We start from the raw sequence: 19920 nt of genomic DNA, 5'->3' as shown, positions 1-19920 counted from the left end.
CCGGCTACCCGATTATGTGGCTATTAATCTAACCTTTTAGACATAACCATAACGTCGATATTACGATAATTAACTAGCTCATCAGGTTGCCAACCCAACTTTGCATATAAACCACCGGATAGGTGTTCTGTTTGTAAATGCAAAGTCTCTACGCCTAACGTAATCGCAATATCTTGAATTTTTTCAATGAGGTTAGCTGCAACATTATGACCTCGATACTTAGGTTCAACATATATACCTGCCAACCAATGCTCTTTATTGGTATAAATAGACATTTGGTTAAGCTTTATTTGTGCAGCACCTATAAGTTCTTCACCCTCCATAGCTAAAATAACTAGCGGAAACTGAGTTTTATTAAGGCAAGACTGAAGTCTTGAAACAAATATATTTGTTAAAGTGTTTTCGAGAAGGTGACCCCATTCTTTAAAATACCATTCAGCTACTTTAGGGAGCTGATCTTCATGATCAGCTAAGTAAACAATTTCCATGTTATCTCCAGTATAGTGAAAGCCACATAACGCCCATTTAACGAGTGAAGCAAACGCTGGCGGGCGAATTGCGCAGCGATTGGCATGACAGCTTTGATGAATCTCTTTTCAAATGCTTGTTAGAGAGCTATTTACGACTAGGTTCGAACGAGACATATCTAGGTAGTTTAACGTCTAACTCTTCCCAATTTGCTTTGGACGAAACAAAGTTATGAGAAATTGGGCGTTCGGTTATATCTGAATCAAGAATACCTAGCCTTAGTCTATAACGAGCTGGATCTTGTTCATTTGAACTATATACTGGTGAACCACATTTAGTACAAAAATATCTTTTTCTGCCCGGTTTGAATGAAAATATACTTAAACTATTTTTGCCTGATGTAATTTCTAAATCTTGAGAGTTTATGAAACCGTTAGTGGCAAAAGCTGTACCGCTATTTTTTCTGCACAAAGAACAATGACAGTGAATTATGTCACTAATTTCGCCATTTATTTTGATTTGCACTTCGCCGCATAAACACTTACCTAGGTACATAATCTAATCCTCCTACAGCTCTCTAACGTCTTAGTATTTGTGCGTTGCGCTGTTTGCAAGGCACAAATCGCTTGTTGGACTTGGTCGATGCCGAATCCAGATTAATTGGTATGCTTTATGCTATAGGGATTTGCTTTTTTTGATGCTGGCTCTGGGCTGTAGAGCAGGTTTTATCAATTGATATCTAGTAGAAGGTAAGTTTTTCATTGAAATTCCGTTGTCATTGTTGTGTTCCTTCGCATTTCTTTAAGTCTAACTGATCCAATGTAGGTTATACACTCGATTGAATATTTTTTAGGCTCCGCGCAGCGGCTTAGTTCAACATTTGTATAGTGCGCATGCGCGTTTATTTGGCAAAACGCGCATGCACATTTAATAAACCTATTATTTAAAGCTTACTAAAGTAAAGCTATTGATTAGTAAGCACTCTATCAGAGTAGTGTTGGATAAACGAGCACAGAAAATTGAAAAGTGAGCATTGATATTGACTTCATTTCTAAAGCAGTTAGTAATACTCATTTATCGATTAGCAAAAGTTGGTCTACTGGCTTATTACTTATCTGTAGTACCTATCATTTGAAACACGTTTTGGGGCAAAAATGTGCCAGTAACTTTACTTAATTAGTAAGCCACGAATCAAATAAGGTATTGCGAATACCTAACCTAGCTCTCAGCAATAAGCGACTCAACGTCTAGCAGGGAAATCACCCATTTTTGTATTGGGTCTTCATTGTATCGTGGATGCCAAGCTGCAATAACATCGAAACTATCAGGTGACTGCTCAAGGGGAATTGTTACTACATCCAATCCTTTTATTGCTCGAGAAGGCATAAACGCTATGGAGTCCGTTGTTTCAAGATACATAGGTACGATAGAGAAACAGGGAGCTGATATTACGACATTTCGTTTCAATCCAAATTTTGAGAACCAGTCATCGATCGAACTTTTAAAGTTCGGGCGAGATGGTGAGGCTATAATCGTCGGGTACTGTGCGATTTCAGCTAATGTAGGTGTTTTTTGCGAAATAGATGAATGGGTTGATGTTACACATACATGATGCTCTTCAAACAATTTTACTATCCGATAGCTATCTGGAATGTAATCAGGGAAAGCGATAGCTAAATTAACTTTGCCACTTTCCATCAATTCATGAAGTTTATCGATTTCAAAGTCCCTAACGATTAACTTCAAACTTGGAGCTTGTTCCCTAAGCTTTGCAATTAAAGTGGGTAAAATGATTTGTTGAGCATAGTCAGTAGCTGCAATAACAAAAGTACCTTTAGCCTTATGAGGGGTAAAGCTTGTCGTTGATAACAATGAATTGAAATCTATTAGCAACTTATCAACTCCCATTGATAAGTCTTCAGCGAAAGGGGTTGGAACAAAACCATTGGTTTTCCTGACAAATAATCTGTCGTCAAACACATCCCTTAGCTTTTTCAAATGTTCACTTACAGCTTGTTGAGTCAAACCTAACTGGTGGGCGGCTTTGGAAGCGTTTTCTTCACGTATTAACGCCTGAAAAACCCGCAATTGCCTAATGTCTAATCGGTCTACTTTACTCACAACTTACCACTTCTATGAGATTTGTCATTTCCATCAAGTATAACGCTACACAAGAAAAACTTGTATCATACACAAAAACTATTTGTTTCTTCTTGTTTTGTGCGTTTGCTAGAGTTCATCCATTGAATCAACTCGATGTTTGGAGAGAAAAAATGAAAACAGTAATTTTAATTGGTGTACTAGGAAAGATGGGGCAAGCAGCTCTGTCAGGTTTAGGTAAACATAAGGTCATTACAGCGGGTCGGTCTGGCGATGTTGATCATATTGTTGATATTACAGAACAAGAATCAATTGAAGCATTGTATGAAAATGTGGGTCACTTTGATGCTGTCGTCAATACCGTAGGGGTTTGCGAATATGCAACTTTTGCAGAGATGACAGAGGCTCAATGGATGACGACTGTTATGAGCAAAATGATGGGACAAATTAACTTAGTCCGTATTGGTCAAAAATACATTGCTGATGGCGGTTCATTTACCTTAATAAGTGGCATATTAAACGTAAAACCAATTCCGTATGCCATTGCCGACGCCACCACAAGTGGAGCTATTGACACCTTCGTAAAATGTGTTGCCCATGAAATGCCAAGGAATACACGCATCAATGTAGTAAACCCGACAGTACTAGCGGAAGCATGGGATGTTTATGGTGAAATGATGCCAGGGTTTGTGCCTGTACCAGGAAAACTAGTTGGCAAAGCGTTTGAGCGGTCTGTTGACGGGTTCATTAACGGACAAGTTCTTTTTGTCGATGCTTAGTATCATAGGTTTTACGTCAAAAAGTAAGATCCACTATTAACTCTCATACAGAGCTCCTTAACTTGGGAGTTCTTTGCCTTTTTGTGATTAGTTAAACTTAGACAAAATTATGTACTTTGGAACGCAGTGAGTATCTACTCTAAGTAGAAATGGGGCATTTCCAAGCTAGCAATCAAACCTATACGGCCCAAATGAAGGCACCAATTATCCGGTGTAGATACGGCTGAAGCCGTCAAAAACAGGGACGTTTTCGTTGAGCTCACAAGGACGTGCTCGCAGCGAACCTCTGCAGTATCTGCACATGCGCCCGCTGCAGGCGATTGATAACTCTAAAGCGACAATTGAGAACTCGCTTCCCCGTAGCAACTACCCAAAAAATGTAATCAGCCTTCATTCGAAGGCTAGCTAACTTTGGGGCAGAAGCGTTTTAGTCGGTCCCCCTTAACAGAAATGAGATAATTCGCATTACCATTAAATCGAAACGTTACTATACTTTCTACAACAATGACAAGGATAGTTAAGGGATAGCATGGAGCACTTACATCTAAGCCTTATTTTGGCTGCAATCGAGATTTTATGTATCGCAGGATCTGTGGGGTATTACTTATTATCAGGTGACTGAGCAACGTGATCATTTAGGGCTTATTTTTCCAGTTGTAATAGGTGGCATCTGAACTGTCATGCTCCCAGCATACTTCATTGACCAGACGATCACCTTCCACTTCCTTCAGGATCTGGGTTTCGGTATAGCGCGATATCTTCATTGCTGTTCTCCTCGAGGGGGCTTCAGTGTAACGGGAGAGCTCTATTTATATGTGAGACTATTTTAGGGAAGGGTTACAAACTTATCGATAAATTTTAACAAAACGCATTGTTATGCCCATAGGTATTCGAATGGGAAGTAGCTGTTGTTACGATAGGTATTTCTTTAAAACACTAATGACTATGCTTTGTTAAACCAGAAGAGATTTCTCCCTCCAAATGAAATTCCTTAGCTTGCTTTAGTACCACTAATATTGCCTTATACTTGCTATCATCGATTAAACTCGTACGTTCTAGATGGTCTTGAGCAGTTCCCTTTTTTAGCTCGTACTCCAATATCGCTATCTGTTCTTCTATATCATTGATTGACATAGTAAGAACATATTTTAGGTTAAGTAAGTTCATCTTTTACCTTTAATCTCCACAGACTGATTTACATTATAGTGGTCAACTAAAATATGGTAAATTCTGATATTCCCAAAATAACTGAGTAATTGTACTAATGAGGAATGGGGCAATAACCGTCTTAGAGCGATCACTCTAAGACGTACATGGACAAAACCGAGTCAGTGATTTTGCTTAATTAGCATTTAACGGATTATTGAGGGTATTACAAACCTAGAATTTGATGGTCAAGTTCGCCCTCCCACAACATTAAAAACATAGCTTCCCATTCACGACATACCCGTTGTCGTCTTGTTCACTCACGGCATATTGCCGATTGTCTTTAAACTTATACTTTATTAATAAGTTTAGAGGTTTCAATGATTCGTTTTCTACTATGCTGTTTCAGCTTTGTACTGCTCTACCCAACCGCTATCGATCTATACCTTGTTGGGTTACCCCAGATTGCTGCCGATCTCAATGCGACCGAATCGCAATTGCACATGGCTTTTTCAATTTACTTAGGCGGTATGGCAAGCACGATGTTTGTCGCTGGAAAAATTGCCGATCAAGCGGGTCGAAAGCCTGTTGTCATCTTTGGCAGTATTATATTTGTCGTCGCCTCCTTGGTTGCAGGCAATACTGAACACGTTGATACTTTCTTAGTTTCACGCTTCTTTCAAGGAGTTGGATCTGGAGCTTGCTACGTTGTTGCATTTGCAATCTTGCGTGATGTACTCAATAACGAAACCCGAGCAAGAGTACTAACGTTGCTTAATGGCATTACCTGCATCATCCCCGTTATTGCACCTGTTATTGGGCATAAGATCATGCTCTATTCACCTTGGCGCACACTATTTACCGTTATGGCAGGAATTGGTATTTTGGTATCTATTATTGCCATTTTCGTCTTGCGCGAAACACTAGATACAGCATGTACCAAAGCCGACAGTTCAGGCACTTCGGAAAGCTTTGCTAATAGTTTCTTTTTAAAACGTCTCGTTATTACGTCATTAGCTGTAACCATCATTCTGAGCTACGTGAACGTGTCACCAATGGTGATCATGGGAATGCTTGAACTCGACCGTGGCTCTTATGCATCGATTATGACCTATACCGCGCTTGCTAGTATGATCACGTCATTTGCTACACCACTTGCTTTGAACTACTTAAATCAAAAAACCTTGATGTTTGGTGGTCAAATTCTGTTTTTGATTTCAGCAATAGGGTTACTACTTTCTCAGCAACTAAACCTTGAGGTCGAATATTTCATCGCTTCTTTTGTATGTTTATGTGTTGCATTCTCCATGGGGTTTGGCGTCCTCATGAGCCAAGCTCTTGCCCCATTTAGCAAGAGAGCAGGAGTAGCAAGTTCATTGCTTTGCATTAGCCACGTCACTTCGTCTGCCGCCTATATTTGGTTAATGGGAGTGATGAATGTTAGTGCATTGAATATCCTCATCTTCATTTTAGTGGCGGGTAGTATCATTAGCATTGTTCTATTACTATTAGAGCAGGCAAAAACAACGCACTCTAACTATGAAAAAATCCATCTCTCGTCTTGATCTCAATTTACTGTTTACGTTGCAGCTTTTAGTAAAAGAACGCAGTGTCTCGATGACCGCTAAAAAGCTTAACGTAACGCCTTCAACAGTGAGTAAGTCACTCAATAAGCTCAGAGATTGGTTTGATGATGCACTATTTGTGAAAACACCTTCAGGTTTACTTCCTACGCCTCTCGTTGAAAGCATGGAGCAAGACCTTTCTGATTGGCTACAAATGAGTAGCCAACTATTAGAGAAAAGAAGTGAAGCTGTCCCTAACAAAGTCCACTTCAATTTGCATGTTGAATCACCGTTATCACTCACTTTTCTCAACCAACTAATGGCAAAAATGCATCAGCATTACTCAAACGCCACAGTAAAAACAAGCAATTGGGATTATGACTCAATAGAAGCACTGGTTAACGGTGAGGCGGATATTGCCTTTACTGGTCGCGAAACTCATCCTAGGTCCAAAGAATCGTTAGACTTGCTTCCATATTCAATTGATTTTGAAGTGCTATTCTATGACCACCCCAAGGTATTCTTACGTAATGATCACCCTGCATTGGATGAGGAGTGGACGCTAGACACGTTCCTAAAATATTCACATATCAATATAATTTGGGAGAAACGCGGGCACTGGGCGCTTGATGATGTTTTAGCAGAGTTGGGGAAAAGTCGTTCACTTGCTTTAACGCTGTCTAGTTTCGAGCAAGCCTTATATATGGCAGCTCAGCCTGAACACGAGCTGCTGGCTACTGCACCACAATACTGTGAGCAGTACATAAAACACATGCACCCTAACCTTATCGTCTTACCGATCCCTCTTGAACACAACCAACTTGAGCAACTAGTGATTCCATTTGCGATGATTTGGCATAAGCGTAATGCTTATAGCCCTAAGCTGATATGGTTAAAAGAAACACTTCGTGAGCTAATGGAGCATAATGCCTAACAAGCTGAAGTATAGACTGTTATTACCACGTTCCTCGCATTATTAAATCTAGGTCAAAATACAAGTACCGTACTACTGTTGAGTCTTTTATCTAAAACACAATGGGGCAAAAACGATTTAATCAGTGTGACTCATCGTGAAATATTTCAGATAATTATCACGATAAAAAATGCGTTCAACAACAAATCAGTACCTAAAATCACTATGCCACAATTAGAGTAAAAACTTCCATAATGACAACTATTGTAATTTTAATACGTTACACAATTTGTTTTTTGAACTAAGGAAGCAGCTCCCTTACATCACACCCCAAAACCTCTGCTAACTGATAGGCTTTTTCGAGGGTGATATTTACTTCACCGCGCTCGATTCGTCCTGCATAACTGCGGTCAATCTCTGCTAGTAATGCCAATTTATCCTGAGAAATGCCTAGTGTTTTGCGCTTATCACGCAATTTTGCTCCAAATTGGATAGCTAAGTCTTTCATTTTTCATCTCGTTAAAGATAAAGACTATCCAAAGTTGCGGCTTATAAAGCCACGGATTATAATCCGTATTTAGTTTAATGCTCATTACAAAGAGCTTAAGACAGTAAACCACTACCTCTTGCGAGAAAGTAATGTCGAAAATTTCAATGAAAATATGCACAAGGTTGCATACTATTCTCCAGGATGAGAGCTTTAACAATTTCCGTGTATCTCAATTACGTGATGCATATTTAGCTATATCTCCTACTAATAAGGATTCCGTAGAGGTTCGCAAGTTTGTGTACAGACAAATTCTGAGACTAGTTAAGAAAGGTCTATTGTCAAAAAAAGGAACGAAAAACTCTAAAAGAGTTACGTATCAGAAGTCGGATTTGTTTCATGAAGCGAGTTTTAACCTCAGATTCATAGTCACCGAAAGGTATTGATTGTTTTTTGTACACCCTTTGGTGTAGAACTCTTGAGTGATCAACTAAGGACTTTGCAGCACAAATATAATTATGAAGTTTGAACCCTAAGAGCATCTGACATTCATGCAGTTTCCAACGGTTTACGACTGAAAATAGCTCTAAACCAACTTTTTCATCGCACATAAAGTCAATGACTGACATCAGTTCTTTATAGTTTGATTCGAATAAAGCTAGTGAATAATCAAAATGTTCAAGCAAACCGATTCTTTGTTTTATTTGTTCCATATTCAAATGTACCTTGTAGCATCTAACGCCTAAATATGGTTGACCATGGGCGCAAGTTGCATTTGACTATATACGGCTAGCATGGGAATGAACTTTAGGAAAGAAAGCCTTTTAGGACGCACCCTTGATAAGTCGCTGTTATTAAACGTTAAATATTTTTTAATGGCAAGAGGGCGCGAATAGATATGAGGAATAAGAACATGAGGTTGGGTGCTTTTCGTTCGTTTAACTTACTCATGATTATTCTTTTTCATACTTATTGAAGGGAATAATACTAGAGTTACCTTTAGACTCAGGCTTGGATTTTAGAGACTTGTTTTCGTCCTTTAAGGCTTTAATTTGCCTTTTAAAGTCAGCTATTTGTTGGCTGTTTTTATTTAACTCAGCAATTAATTTTGTTGCTTGCCTCTGGAAATCGACTTCCCTTTCATGTGCATCTTTCAGTTCTGCTCGTGTTTGGAGTAGTTGCATAGCCTTACTTTCCCTATCGAGGCTTTCTGGTGATTGCAAATACTGTTGAAAATAATAGGTATACCCTTGGTCTTCGAGTTTTTGTAATTTAGCTTTTGTTTGCTCAAGTTGTTCTTTTAGTTCGGGGCGCTTGATATAGCAATGCTGTGACAATTCTTGTTGTTTAACTTGATACATCGTATACAACTGAGCGTTTTTTTCAGCGATGAATTCACAAAGTTCCGGAAAGTTTTTTGGGATAACATTTGCACGAGTAGTCCCCCCCTTCTTTGCCACAGTAGACAATAGTACTTGGTGATCACGCTTGAGTAAGGTTTTGCCTTTTTTAAGGCTGTTAATTTTGGATTCAGTCAAGTTAACCTGATTTATTACCACATCGTACAATCGTTTGTTTGTGGAAGATTGGTTAGCCCATTTCGGGCGTTTTGATTCTCGTTTTGGGAAGAGCTTATCGGCCAAGGAATCCATTAACTCTCTCCCATGTCTTGAAGTAGGGACATGGCTCGTGCAAATGTGTCTTTTGACTCCTTTTTGAACGGGTTATCATCCGATACATCCATGACGTTGATTAACGTATTATGTAATAGAGCATTTGATTTAATGCGCAGGATTGCCTCTCGGCTATTAAGTTTAGATACGAGAAAGTTTGGACATCCGCTGCACATGCTAAATTCAGGATCAGTTGCCTTCGGTGTTTTGGTTGTTTTGTCTAAGCATTTGGCTTGTTCTCTCGTTGCTTTCATTACCATACAGTAGCCATAATCACTTGCTTTAATAGTTTCCACTTCGGCTGCAATAGTCTCAACTACCTGTGAAAAATTTTCTGGTTTTACCACCATAGAACTGTCAAGCATCGAGTGAATACGCTTGGCTACGGAGCCATAAAACTCAAGAGGACGAAGTGCATTTTCTGGTGATTTATATTCTTGTACCACACGGCCAACGATTTCTAAAATGTAATCTCGTTCAAGATTTTCTTTCACATCTTCTGTAATTTTGTCACGGGTATATGCATCGATCATATTTGATCTCATGCTGTGCCGCATGTGCATCTTGAGCATTCGTGTGATGTTTCCCTCAAACCGTCTCATCGCAAATTCAACATATGAGTGTCGGAATTGGTGGGGGGTTACGTACTCCGTCAACTCTCTAAAGTTAGGTTGTTTCTCAAGAAATTGGTTAAAAAATGTTGTTAGGTCAGCTCTGTAAGTACTGTAGCTTATTCTGCTGAGGATTTTCCTCTGATTTTTCATTGCTGGCAGAGCGATACCTCTGCGCACTGATATATCCTTGAGGTTATTATCTGAGTTCATTTTCACATATCGCCCGAATAACGGCAGTGTTTGCCCATCAATACGTTTACTCTTAGGGGTTAAGCTTAAACGACACAAAGCATTAAATGCCTCACTGACTAGGGGACTGATAGCTCGGACGTGGTACGCACCATTTTCGGTCTTTATAAGACGTGATCTGTATACCCACGTTCCATCAGAATGTTTTTCGTAATCGTCTCCAGTTAGGCTTAACAACTCACTATGCCTAATCCCTGACAAAGTGAGAAAAATCAAGTAACACGCCATGTAGACATTATTAATCGTATCGTGAAATTCCCGTTGGCTTTTGCATGGAAAACCTAAGCTCTCGTGAAATATCAGGGAGTCACGGTATTGGTTAACCAAATCCAAATAGCGTTGCCGTTTAGATATTCGTTTAGATACTAGATACTTATTTTTGGAATCTCTAGCATGTGGATAGTTAGCTATTGGATTTTCACCGCATACAAAAGCTACGGTACGGTGTTGCTTTGAAAAGATAGAGTTTAGATTCCAGCACTCTTCTTCCTCGCGCTGTAAGTTAAAAAAATCAAGCAAGAAACTGGTTTTGGCGGACTCTAGGATAGACACGCTATAGGCTAATAAAGCCATTGTTACTGCTACAGGTATAGTTCCGAAGCTCCCACCATTTTTCCATATATCATAATGTTCAAACTGAGTTTTTATATCGGACTGAAAAATGTTCTCAATAAATTTATGTTGATTTTGGATCGTCAGTGTTACGCCATCATTTATCAGTTTGCGATCATAATAAGACCTAGTTTGCATTAATCGTGACAAGACCAAATGAACAAGAGCATGTGATGAAAAAATCTCATGCTCTTTATTTGATTTACTATACTTTGCGTGGCGATGCCCCATATGAAGGATATCTAGTTCCTTGTAGAGCGTCTTCTTAAGGAGTTCTATGACGTGTTCTCTAGTCCACTTTGATAGAGCTAAATTGGGGTGAAACTGGCTGGCAAAAATAGCTATACGGAGGTGTGGGGCCAATGTACCTATCACCGTACTTTCGACACCTAGTAGAGTTTTTCTAGTTTCGTCAGTCCATCCTCCTAGTGATAAGACTATGCACTTCATTACCCATCTATGCCAGTGAGGTAATATTTTTGGATGATTGATTTTGAAGGTCTTTTCTACTGTTACAGCTTTATCATTCCCTTTACTAATACACTCTACAACCAAATAGTCACGGTTAAGATCGTTTACCACTTCGGGAGTATTATGAATAGAGTCTTGTTCGAGGGAAAATATTCCTTTATTTAATGCTTTATCTTTCATAATGCTAACTCCTGTAATGTGGCAAACTCATCCTCAAAACGCTCCGTAAAAATCGCCTTTCCTTTGGCAACTATATCTGGCTCAAATCGATTTTTGAGTATGTGGTGAATAAATACACATACTGTTAACAATGGCACCGTTTTGGGGTTAATACGGTTGCCGTGACTGTTACTAATGAGATTTTGTAATTTCTGACTGTTGAGATGGTAATGCAACAACATCAATGCTACTGATTCTTCATGCTCAAGAAAAAGGTAACGATTATTTGCTTTCGCAAAACCATGTTCATCCATTTCTGCATTGTAGCTTTCATACAAGGATTTCATGTCGTCCGTTAATCCTTTGTTGCGCAGGTGCTTACACAGTTTGGCGACACTCGCTTTTGAGATAACATCAAACCCGACTTCATCTTTCATGTGATTAAATTTTGCTTTAATCGCACGAGCTTCTTGTTCCATCATTTCGGCAATTTTTACTTCAAAGTTATATAAGGTGGTCAAAACCTCTTTTGAGCGAGTGCGCTGGGTGTAAACCTTATCTCTGACTTCAGGGGAATGTCCTGATAATTCAGCTATCAAGTTGGTTTCTTGTATGCTGCTGATTTGTTGTAATGTCTGTGTATCCTCGCTGGCAATAGTTGATTGGCGAATAAACGAATTTGACAAGGACTTAAGAGATTGGGGCAGAATAAGAGGCTTTGCCTTCTTAGGATTTTTTTTGTTATACCTTTTGGTTGCGCTATGGATGCTATCTTGTTGTCTGCAAACATCATTATGTGCGAACAATTGTTCTATTAACCAGTAAAACGGTTCACCATTTTCAAGTGTATTATCAAGCTTTTGGCGCAAAGGGCTTGAGGGTTGTGTTAAGTAACGTAGAAAACGAAAAGTACGGTTGTCAGATATACCAACTGGACTTAAAAGGGTGAAATCAACTTCCAATGGAAATAATAATCCTTTTTTATTGTTCGGCAATTTGTCCTGAGCTTGTTGGACGGTATTCCAATAGGTTTGGAAAGCTTCATATAGAATGGATTTTGCTGGGTGAGGGCGGGTAAGGACTCCTTTGTTTTTTAAATTCCTACGCTCCTTTTGAGTGATTATTGTCACTTGCTTATCATCAAATATTATAGCATCAAGTGTCAGGGCTTTAATCCCTGAGTCCTGATGCTTGTCAGCAGATAGCAGCCAATACATCAGTAGGTGCTCTATTTTACTTGGTAGGAGGATATTGCTGATGGCCAAAGACTCAATCTGAGTTAACCTAGTAACTACAGTTTTATCAAAAACATCAAAATATAACTTTGGCGTATCAGGGCCATCAGGGAAACGTAGTAATGCTGTGGAGAGCTTTTTTATTTGTTCGCTAGATGGTGGATTATCCCATGGATATTTGTCTGTTGGCCTAACGGTATTAAAATTTGTTGCCCACCACGACCACAAAAACGGATCATCTAGGCTTAATAGCGCGTTAATTACATCAGGATAAACTTCACAAGTTTTTTGGAAAAACTTTTTTTTGTCACCACGTGGGCCTTCTTTAGCATATAAATATCCAAGAGCTACTGGTGGTTCAAGTAGGTGGTATTGCTGCAAAAGTGAATGAATACTTACTTTGAGGCGCTCATTGTTTTGCAATGCTCGTCTAGCATCGTCAAAGGCTAATAATAAGTGGGAACACACTTGACGTAAACTTAAAATCAACGCTGAGTCAGTGTAAGGACAATCTTCAAATAAAGCACTGATAGGGGATCTAGCCTCTTGGTCAGCCCAAATGTTTCTCCCTGATGTTCCTGCTTCCTCAACGTAAAGTCTATCCTCATGCCAGTTCATTAACGACGGAAAAATATTCGCATTAGGCTGACTCCGTTCGCTTCCAAAAACAGTCAGCATTTTTTTTACCGATCGCCAATGACAGGTCTGATAATTAGCTTTGCTGTTTTTAAATTTCGTGTTGATACACCACTGTTGAAATTTTTTGAGTATCGAAAATTCGAGTTTACCAGAGTAGTTAAAGCTGCCATTTTCTAAAAACTCAAAAAAGCTGCAAACCGCTATCTTTTTTGCTGCAATGGTCTGAACTCTTAGTTCCTGACAATACACTGATTTCATATACCAGATAAGAGCTTTACATAGTGGCTCATGCTTGAAATCACTGGGTATCTCAATGACATTATCTTTTGTTGCAAAGCCTAGTTTTCCTAAGTTTACGTAGTCTTCAGACCTATCATGGATTACCTTAATCTTAGTGGGGACTAGGTACTCTTTAAGCGATTTCGTACCTGTATTGGGGGCTTGGTCGTTACCATTTTGAACATCGGAATCCATGCCGAGCGCTCCTTTAGTTATTTTCTGCTTTGACTCAACGATGACTTCTTCCTTTGAGTTGCTCTAGATAGGCTGAGTCGTGATTCATTAGGTAATCAGCCATAATGTAGTGCTTAAGTGATGTGCGGAAATCACTGTGTCCGAGCCAATCTTTCACCAAAATATCCACAGGGTCTCCATTTTTTCTGCATAATGCAACGGCGTTAGTGGCATAGCATTTTCGTAACAATTGATACGAACGATTTGACCATATCACGCGTTTACTTTTGGTTAACGCATCAGTTGAGGAAAGCAATTGTTGGCGTGCAGTGTTAAAAACTTTACTGCCAGTTCGGTCGTCCGTGAGTAAATCTCCGTTGGAATGGCAAAAAATGTTGGTTTTAAATGAGTTTTCCCATCGAGGATCATAAATAAAGTCGTGGATTTTTCTTATCAAATCTGCCGTGAGAAAATTATTTACTTTTTTTCGGGTCTTTTTGGTCGCGTAAGAAAAGTTTTCTTGTACTGGTAACTTGTTAGAAAAGTTATTGTTTACGTTAGGAATTGTCTCTCGTAGCATCTTGATTGAGAAATTGTCTGGATGAGTTAATTCAGATGTTCTGACTCCCAGATGGTATCCGACATACAGCATTAAACGGTTGCGTTGTTGGATGAAGGGATTTTTCGCCAAGGTATTTGCCACCAACTCACCTAACACTTTTTCTGTCATGTAAAGTTTTTGAATGATCAAGGCTTTTTCATTGTAGCTTTTTTCTCTTAGCATTGATCTGTAGCTGCGATTGAAGTTGTAATTCAGGCCAATAGACTTAACGAATTCTTGTTCAAAGCAATAGCTGTAAAAGTCTTTAAGAACGTTAGAGTGTATAGCTACAGTTTGAGGAGAGTAACCTAACTCAATCAGCAAACAACCGTTTAGGTATTTTCCCATAACCTCGTTATTAATGTCTCGGTAGGAAATTTTCATGCGATTAAGCCAGCTCAAAAACAAGCGTAGTTGTGATGCTTTCACCGCTAACGTCTGTTTGGCTTGCATTTTATTGACGGCTAAATCAAGTAAAAAAAAAGAAGCGGAGGGAATAGGAGAACCATCGTTTGTACACAAAAAAATAACCTGATCGTGTGACATGCCCCCGTATTCAAAGTTATTCAATTTTCTGATTGCGATACTCATTGGAAAATGCCCTCAAACTCATCTAACTAAAAGATAGAACGGGGTGTTAGCAAAATCAATTAAAAATTAAGCAGGGCTATTAGGCACTAGATTGTGTAGATCGGCTTCCATTTTTTTAAACAGTTTGTCTTTACGGCCACAGTTTTTACGTCCGCCTTCTTGCCAGCAAAGGCGCTGATGGCCAAATTCCCAGGCGGCAACAACGTGTTCCCATTCGATGCGTGAGGCACGCTTTTCCTGTTTTCTGACTTCATAGCCACAGCGGGCAAAGTCGGTGGTCCACTTTTTGCCTTTGACTTCAATGTCACAGCCACAATAGAAACTGGTTTGGGGTAAGTTTATAAGATAAATACTTCTGGCCATTTTTTTTGCTTGATTAAAGCTTTTTGGGTGGGCAGGTGAAGCCTGAGTTGTTTGAGGTAACAGCCACATAAGGCCGAGCGCTACGGTGAGCACTTTAATAAATGACATCTAAAAGGGTCCCTAAAATTTACGCTAAAACGAATCGTTTGTTCGCTGGCGGGGGATTGTAAGTGAGCCGCCGTTTTGTCGCAATATGAGTAATGCAAAGCGATGGTGCTGCTGACTTTTAATATGGTGTGTATCGTTGCGACAAACCACGCTTAGTCAGAGCTTATTGGCCGAGTATCGATTCTGAGTTCTGAGTTGTGAATTTTAGGTTTAGCTTTTTTGGGGAGCGCTAATGTTTACTTTGGCTGCAATGCGTCACCACACTTACGGCAACGGTATTGAGTTTGGCCGCGAATGACCTTGTTATGACGGCGAATGCTAAGATCAACAGGGCCACATTGGCAGCGATATGCAAAGGTTTTACCTTCAACACTGCGAGTATCAAAGCTGTGGGTTGTGCGTGGCACCCGAGTATAAACATGCTGCATCACATGTTGCCATTCAACCCCATGGGGCTTTACTCGGCCATATAGTTGGTAAGCGAGCAGGTGGCTTACCTCATGGGGCACCACATCATCTAAAAAAGCTTGTAAGTTATCGTTAAGCAGCTTTGGGTTAAAACGTAACTTATTTAATTGTAGATGGGCGGTGCCAGCGCTCTTACCACGCAGAGCAAAATTGATCTCAGGTCTTGGAAACTGCTTGTCGAGTTTGTTTTCAGCAATTTGATAGCAATGTTCTACTTGCTGCGCGATTTGCTGCTGCAGTGGATCGGTAAATGCCATGACTGGGTAGCTTGTCAGTTTTGGCCTAGTACTTAGCAAGGACTTGAATGGGTTAAGCGCTTTGAACATTAAGCCTAATTGCTCCGTTAGAGTCGCAGTACTGTGAAAAGTACTGTAAAAAAATACTGGGGCTCAAAAAAGTGTGAGCCCCAGTATTTTAACCTAGGCTGGCAGTGCAGACCAGCATAACGGTGCTAGCCCTCCAGCATCATAAGGGCGGCATTGAGCTACTCGAGCTAGAGACTGTTTGCCGCCGCCACAACCATGTCTCTGACTTGATTAACTATCTGTGATTCAGTTTTGACATCATAAGCGGCAATGCGCGGAGTATGAATATGGCCAACAGGTATGCTGCTGTTAAATTGCTTTTGCAGCAAAATAGCGCGGTATGAGATCTCGTTTGATAAGTAGCCGCCACCTGAACCTTCAACTGACTGAGCAGCTTGTAGTTGCGCCAATGAGCTAGCTTCGAATTCACCACGTTCTAATGTCGATACTGTGTGATTATCGTTGACTTCCCATGGACCTTTTACGGTTTGCATCGCGGCAATCGGTAATGAAAACTCGACAAATTCAGGGCCATTGAGTGTGCCACCATTAAACAGCGGTGCGATTGGAGCTAGCTTAGTGGCGCCAGTGAGTACATTAAGATTATCTGGCGCTGCAGCGCTGCGATTACGACCTGGAAAGCGCTCGATATCAAAATCATCACGGCCCATACTAACGGTAAAGATCATATCAAGGTTGTTGTCGCGATAAAAAGGCGTGAGCAGTGATTCAATCATGCCGTTATCGAAATCGGCAAAGCGAACTGGGATCATAACGGTTTCCACTTGGGCTTGTTTACCGTCGATTTTAAAGCGGTAGCCGTCAAGTGCTAGGGCGGCAAGTCCTGAAGGATTACTTTGATCAATATTGCGATCTAAAAAGAATGGGTCAAAGCCTGTTAGTAAGATCTTAATCTGAGCATCATCTTTGAATTCGATATCACTAAAACCACGAGACGACTTTTCAACCGCTTCAAGTAAAATATTCCGTTGCCAACTGACAATATTAAAGTTGGGTTTTTGTGTCTTCAAAAGCGCACGCATTGCTAAGCGATTCCAATATAAAGAGCGATCATCTAAATGGCCTGACTGTACATCCCGCACAGCTTGTTGCCATAATCTTAGTCCCTGGTGAGCGACCATTTGAGTGATTTTTAACTCATCAGAATGACGGCCATATTTCTCGTCTAGATTGCTAATAAATGCTTGGTAGCGGCTAACAACTTCAGGCATGGCTTGAGTTGCTGTTGGCAAACGATTTTCTTCAACATTCAGCTTTGCAAAAGCGGGTTGAATTAAGGTTACAGAGGTGAGCGCGCTAGCAAATATTGCTGTGCTGAGAGTGGTCATTGCCAAGTCCTTTCTTATTATGACCGCGACCATATTTTCCCTATTTTTCACGTTACCGGGTAAGTTGCGGTTTTACATTGTTTTTCGAGTTCTGTGGCGCTCAGTATGCACCACAATAAACGGCATTGAAAGTAGTGTGCTCGGATACTGATTTTAGTAGTTAATTCTGTTTGTTAACGGCTTGCAATCCCTTTGTTTGCCGCGTTTTTCTCAGGCTCAGTCATGATTCTCGTAGCGCTAAAATTTCTTGTCTTACGGCTCTTACCTTCAATTTCATAACTATACTCTATTGGCTATTTGGCTATGACGACTTGGGAAGGGGCTTGGGAAAAGTTTAGAGGATTGGTTGGCACAAAAAGGTTAGCAACAAATGAGCATTAAACATTTGATAACCCCTTTTTCGTGTGCAAGGAGATGTAAGTCGAGGGAACAGATGATGAAATATGTTAGCGTGATAGGGCATCAGTATGATGAGTATCTGTGTGAGCAGCTAAAGAGGAAAGGGGTATATGTAGACTTTTATAATGCAGGCGATCTAAAAAACGTCAACTCAGATTGCCATTTATTACTGCTAGATCTAAGAGGGGAGGAGAATACCTGTTGGGCTAAGAAAGTGATAAAACTGTGCCATAAAGCGACATTGGTTATCATGCTTATCGAGCGCCGACAGCTTAAGTCCACCTATTCCCAAAAGCTAATTAGTCAGTATGCCTGGGATTACCATACCGCTCCGTTTGAAATGGATAGATTACTTAGATTGATTGGTCATGCGTTAGGCCTGATTCGCATTCGTCAGCAATGCGAAGGTGATCCGCAGCCTAAGCATTGCGATGACGTTAAGACAGTAACGAACTCACAAACGATGCAGGCTCTCAGTAAGCAGGTTATTAGGGCTGCCCCAACAAATATTCCTATTCTTATCCGTGGTGAAAGTGGCACCGGAAAAGAGCTGATAGCTAAAAAAATTCATCAACAGTCAACACGCTCAGCAGGTGCATTTATTGCGGTCAACTGTGGCTCCTTAAGTTCTGGGGTGGTGCAATCAGAGCTGTTTGGCCATGAAAAGGGTTCGTTTACCGGCGCTGTGAGCTGTCATAAGGGTAAGATCTCGCAGGCTGATGGGGGCACATTATTTTTAGATGAGATAGGGGATCTCCCAATAGAGCAGCAAGTGAACTTACTGCGATTTTTACAAGAGGGCACGTTTGATACGGTTGGTGGATGTAAGCCACAAGCTGCCGACGTACGCATCCTTGCGGCAACTCATATTGATCTTGAAGCTGCTATTGAGCGTGGGGAGTTCCGTTTAGATCTGTTTTATCGCCTTAATGGGATCACATTGGAGTTACCCCCTTTGCGCGAACGTAAAGAGGATATCATTCCATTGGCGGATTATTTTTGTGATCAATACGCTGATGAATTTAATACAGGTGTGTGCTGTTTCAGTGAGCAAGCTAAAAGTGCAATGTTAGCGTATGAATGGATTGGTAATGTACGAGAACTGATTAATAAAATTCGTCGCGCAGTTATTTTATGTGAAAACGGTATTATCCAAACTTCAGATTTAGAGCTCGAAGACACACTGGTGAACCCAGTCCTTACTCAAGGCTTAAAAACCATAAAAGATGTGGTTGAGAAACATGCCGTGTTGACGGCCATTCAGCGCTATAACGGTAAAATGGACAGTGTTGCTCAAGAGCTGAAAATCTCTAGAGCGACGCTATATCGACTTATCGATAAACATGAGATCAGTTCTCTAGAGTCGTGATCTCAATAATGAGATCATAGGCCTCACTTACGATTTCTACTATATCAACCACTTAGTGTCCCTCTGTCTTATTTCTGAGACAACGACTTGATGTCATATTGTTAACTTGTTGAAACGATTTGTTTTAATAAGGTGGCTCGATGCTTGCTCATACCCTTGCACGGTTTTAGTGAACTATCGGGTGTTGAATAATGAAATTAAGCAGTATTCAAGGAGGAGTATTTCTTTGCCTAGCAGGCTTTGCATCTGTTGCCTGGTCGAACGGTGGCAATACCACTCTCATTCAACATGTTGATAATAGCACTACAGTCGGCACAAAATCTTTCAGCAATAACAGTGGTCGTATTGCAATTAACCAAGCTGCAGGTGGCAGCAACCTTCAAACCAATAGCCATGCTATTGGCGATCGAGTCGTCATATTGTCAGATCAAAAAAATCCCTACCTATCGTTAGCTGAACCCTCTAATGGACAAAACCTCTCATATATTGAAGCACTGGCTTTTGAAAATGCACAAGGTCTTATTAGCGTTAATCAGGTGAGTGGGCAGGGGAATATTCAAGCTAATCTTGGCGCAATTGCTTTGCAGTCCGTGATTGGCTTGGGATTAGATGATAGTGCACTGGATAACATTGCTAGCCCTACCGTTTTGCCACTTGATCATAAGGATTCAAACCTTAGCGTTATTGCTCCGAATAGTTTTGAAAATGCTCAAGGAATTGTACAAATCAATCAAATTTCTGGTGATGGAAACAGCGCCATAAATCAGTTCTCGCTGCAGTTACCTAGTGGGAACTAAGTTACTT

Annotated in this window: 17 protein-coding genes and 2 pseudogenes; 5 read left to right on the top strand and 14 right to left on the bottom strand. The window is 40.3% G+C overall.

Annotated features, from left to right (window positions below):
• Positions 1-23: 23 nt before the first annotated feature.
• The 3 genes from ACVBIO_RS04740 to ACVBIO_RS04730 all read right to left on the bottom strand — a co-directional run bounded on the left by ACVBIO_RS04740 (position 24) and on the right by ACVBIO_RS04730 (position 2589).
• A complete protein-coding gene (locus tag ACVBIO_RS04740) occupies positions 24-488 on the bottom strand; it encodes a GNAT family N-acetyltransferase (protein WP_447172102.1) in 465 nt (154 codons plus the stop codon).
• 127 nt (positions 489-615) lie between these two features.
• Positions 616-1023, bottom strand: coding sequence for a GFA family protein (locus ACVBIO_RS04735; protein ID WP_447172101.1), 408 nt, complete (start codon positions 1021-1023; stop codon positions 616-618).
• Between the two features lie 663 nt (positions 1024-1686).
• Entirely contained in the window at positions 1687-2589 is a 903-nt protein-coding gene (locus ACVBIO_RS04730) for a LysR family transcriptional regulator (RefSeq protein WP_447172100.1), read from the bottom strand.
• A gap of 152 nt (positions 2590-2741) precedes the next feature.
• Here ACVBIO_RS04730 and ACVBIO_RS04725 point away from each other — a divergent pair, with 152 nt between their 5' ends.
• Positions 2742-3347, top strand: coding sequence for a short chain dehydrogenase (locus ACVBIO_RS04725; protein WP_447170228.1), 606 nt, complete (start codon positions 2742-2744; stop codon positions 3345-3347).
• Positions 3348-3988: 641 nt separating this feature from the next.
• Here ACVBIO_RS04725 and ACVBIO_RS04720 read toward each other — a convergent pair.
• Together ACVBIO_RS04720 and ACVBIO_RS04715 are read right to left on the bottom strand one after the other, a co-directional pair.
• Positions 3989-4111: pseudogene (locus ACVBIO_RS04720) on the bottom strand (transposase); the annotation flags it as partial.
• Between the two features lie 172 nt (positions 4112-4283).
• Positions 4284-4514, bottom strand: coding sequence for a hypothetical protein (locus ACVBIO_RS04715; RefSeq protein ID WP_447172099.1), 231 nt, complete (start codon positions 4512-4514; stop codon positions 4284-4286).
• A gap of 359 nt (positions 4515-4873) precedes the next feature.
• On the opposite strand from ACVBIO_RS04715, the gene ACVBIO_RS04710 reads away from it, so the two are divergent.
• Both ACVBIO_RS04710 and yidZ read left to right on the top strand, forming a co-directional pair.
• Positions 4874-6058: an MdtL family multidrug efflux MFS transporter gene (locus tag ACVBIO_RS04710; protein ID WP_447172098.1), complete on the top strand. Its 1185-nt coding sequence runs from the start codon at positions 4874-4876 to the stop codon at positions 6056-6058.
• A complete protein-coding gene (yidZ, locus tag ACVBIO_RS04705; protein WP_447172097.1) occupies positions 6033-6992 on the top strand; it encodes an HTH-type transcriptional regulator YidZ in 960 nt (319 codons plus the stop codon). The genes ACVBIO_RS04710 and yidZ overlap by 26 nt, the downstream gene beginning before the upstream one ends.
• A 280-nt stretch (positions 6993-7272) precedes the next feature.
• Here yidZ and ACVBIO_RS04700 read toward each other — a convergent pair whose 3' ends face one another.
• The 9 genes and pseudogenes from ACVBIO_RS04700 to ACVBIO_RS04660 form a co-directional block, all read right to left on the bottom strand.
• Entirely contained in the window at positions 7273-7479 is a 207-nt protein-coding gene (locus tag ACVBIO_RS04700) for a helix-turn-helix domain-containing protein (RefSeq protein WP_011638855.1), read from the bottom strand.
• A 320-nt stretch (positions 7480-7799) separates the two neighbouring features.
• Entirely contained in the window at positions 7800-8171 is a 372-nt protein-coding gene (locus tag ACVBIO_RS04695; protein ID WP_447172096.1) for a hypothetical protein, read from the bottom strand.
• Positions 8172-8411: 240 nt separating this feature from the next.
• Complete coding sequence (locus tag ACVBIO_RS04690) at positions 8412-9110, bottom strand: hypothetical protein (RefSeq protein ID WP_447172095.1); 699 nt, start codon at positions 9108-9110, stop codon at positions 8412-8414.
• Complete coding sequence (locus tag ACVBIO_RS04685; protein WP_447172094.1) at positions 9110-11257, bottom strand: hypothetical protein; 2148 nt, start codon at positions 11255-11257, stop codon at positions 9110-9112. Before ACVBIO_RS04685 ends, ACVBIO_RS04690 begins: the two co-directional genes overlap by 1 nt.
• On the bottom strand, positions 11254-13584 hold the full coding sequence (locus ACVBIO_RS04680; protein ID WP_447172093.1) for a hypothetical protein: 2331 nt from the start codon (positions 13582-13584) through the stop codon (positions 11254-11256). The genes ACVBIO_RS04685 and ACVBIO_RS04680 overlap by 4 nt, the downstream gene beginning before the upstream one ends.
• 34 nt (positions 13585-13618) lie before the next feature.
• Positions 13619-14755, bottom strand: a complete 1137-nt coding sequence (locus ACVBIO_RS04675; protein ID WP_447172092.1) for a hypothetical protein — start codon at positions 14753-14755, stop codon at positions 13619-13621.
• An 81-nt stretch (positions 14756-14836) separates the two neighbouring features.
• Positions 14837-15187: pseudogene (locus ACVBIO_RS04670) on the bottom strand (endonuclease); the annotation flags it as partial.
• Between the two features lie 275 nt (positions 15188-15462).
• Positions 15463-16020 carry a SprT family zinc-dependent metalloprotease gene (locus ACVBIO_RS04665; RefSeq protein WP_447172091.1) on the bottom strand — a complete coding sequence of 186 codons (558 nt, stop codon included), beginning with the start codon at positions 16018-16020 and terminating at the stop codon, positions 15463-15465.
• 167 nt (positions 16021-16187) lie between these two features.
• Complete coding sequence (locus ACVBIO_RS04660; protein WP_447172090.1) at positions 16188-17348, bottom strand: hypothetical protein; 1161 nt, start codon at positions 17346-17348, stop codon at positions 16188-16190.
• A gap of 436 nt (positions 17349-17784) precedes the next feature.
• On the opposite strand from ACVBIO_RS04660, the gene ACVBIO_RS04655 reads away from it, so the two are divergent.
• Positions 17785-19116, top strand: a complete 1332-nt coding sequence (locus tag ACVBIO_RS04655; protein ID WP_447164271.1) for a sigma 54-interacting transcriptional regulator — start codon at positions 17785-17787, stop codon at positions 19114-19116.
• Positions 19117-19307: 191 nt separating this feature from the next.
• Positions 19308-19913: a hypothetical protein gene (locus ACVBIO_RS04650; protein WP_447161530.1), complete on the top strand. Its 606-nt coding sequence runs from the start codon at positions 19308-19310 to the stop codon at positions 19911-19913.
• Positions 19914-19920 lie beyond the last annotated feature (7 nt).

This window comes from Shewanella sp. 0m-8 (assembly GCF_052977265.1).
The sequence above is the reverse complement of the archived record's forward strand: the minus strand, read 5'-3'. Positions and strand labels throughout refer to the sequence as shown.

Bases quoted from the DNA above. Each gene is read 5' to 3' on its own strand.
- ACVBIO_RS04725 (WP_447170228.1), top strand. From the start codon at position 2,742: ATGAAAACAGTAATTTTAATTGGTGTACTAGGAAAGATGGGGCAAGCA.
- yidZ (WP_447172097.1), top strand. From the start codon at position 6,033: ATGAAAAAATCCATCTCTCGTCTTGATCTCAATTTACTGTTTACGTTG.
- ACVBIO_RS04700 (WP_011638855.1), bottom strand. From the start codon at position 7,479: ATGAAAGACTTAGCTATCCAATTTGGAGCAAAATTGCGTGATAAGCGC.
- ACVBIO_RS04690 (WP_447172095.1), bottom strand. From the start codon at position 9,110: ATGGATTCCTTGGCCGATAAGCTCTTCCCAAAACGAGAATCAAAACGC.
- ACVBIO_RS04680 (WP_447172093.1), bottom strand. From the start codon at position 13,584: ATGGATTCCGATGTTCAAAATGGTAACGACCAAGCCCCCAATACAGGT.
- ACVBIO_RS04655 (WP_447164271.1), top strand. From the start codon at position 17,785: ATGAAATATGTTAGCGTGATAGGGCATCAGTATGATGAGTATCTGTGT.
- ACVBIO_RS04665 (WP_447172091.1), bottom strand. From the start codon at position 16,020: ATGTTCAAAGCGCTTAACCCATTCAAGTCCTTGCTAAGTACTAGGCCA.
- ACVBIO_RS04685 (WP_447172094.1), bottom strand. From the start codon at position 11,257: ATGAAAGATAAAGCATTAAATAAAGGAATATTTTCCCTCGAACAAGAC.
- ACVBIO_RS04715 (WP_447172099.1), bottom strand. From the start codon at position 4,514: ATGAACTTACTTAACCTAAAATATGTTCTTACTATGTCAATCAATGAT.
- ACVBIO_RS04650 (WP_447161530.1), top strand. From the start codon at position 19,308: ATGAAATTAAGCAGTATTCAAGGAGGAGTATTTCTTTGCCTAGCAGGC.
- ACVBIO_RS04710 (WP_447172098.1), top strand. From the start codon at position 4,874: ATGATTCGTTTTCTACTATGCTGTTTCAGCTTTGTACTGCTCTACCCA.
- ACVBIO_RS04675 (WP_447172092.1), bottom strand. From the start codon at position 14,755: ATGAGTATCGCAATCAGAAAATTGAATAACTTTGAATACGGGGGCATG.
- ACVBIO_RS04695 (WP_447172096.1), bottom strand. From the start codon at position 8,171: ATGGAACAAATAAAACAAAGAATCGGTTTGCTTGAACATTTTGATTAT.
- ACVBIO_RS04660 (WP_447172090.1), bottom strand. From the start codon at position 17,348: ATGACCACTCTCAGCACAGCAATATTTGCTAGCGCGCTCACCTCTGTA.
- ACVBIO_RS04735 (WP_447172101.1), bottom strand. From the start codon at position 1,023: ATGTACCTAGGTAAGTGTTTATGCGGCGAAGTGCAAATCAAAATAAAT.
- ACVBIO_RS04740 (WP_447172102.1), bottom strand. From the start codon at position 488: ATGGAAATTGTTTACTTAGCTGATCATGAAGATCAGCTCCCTAAAGTA.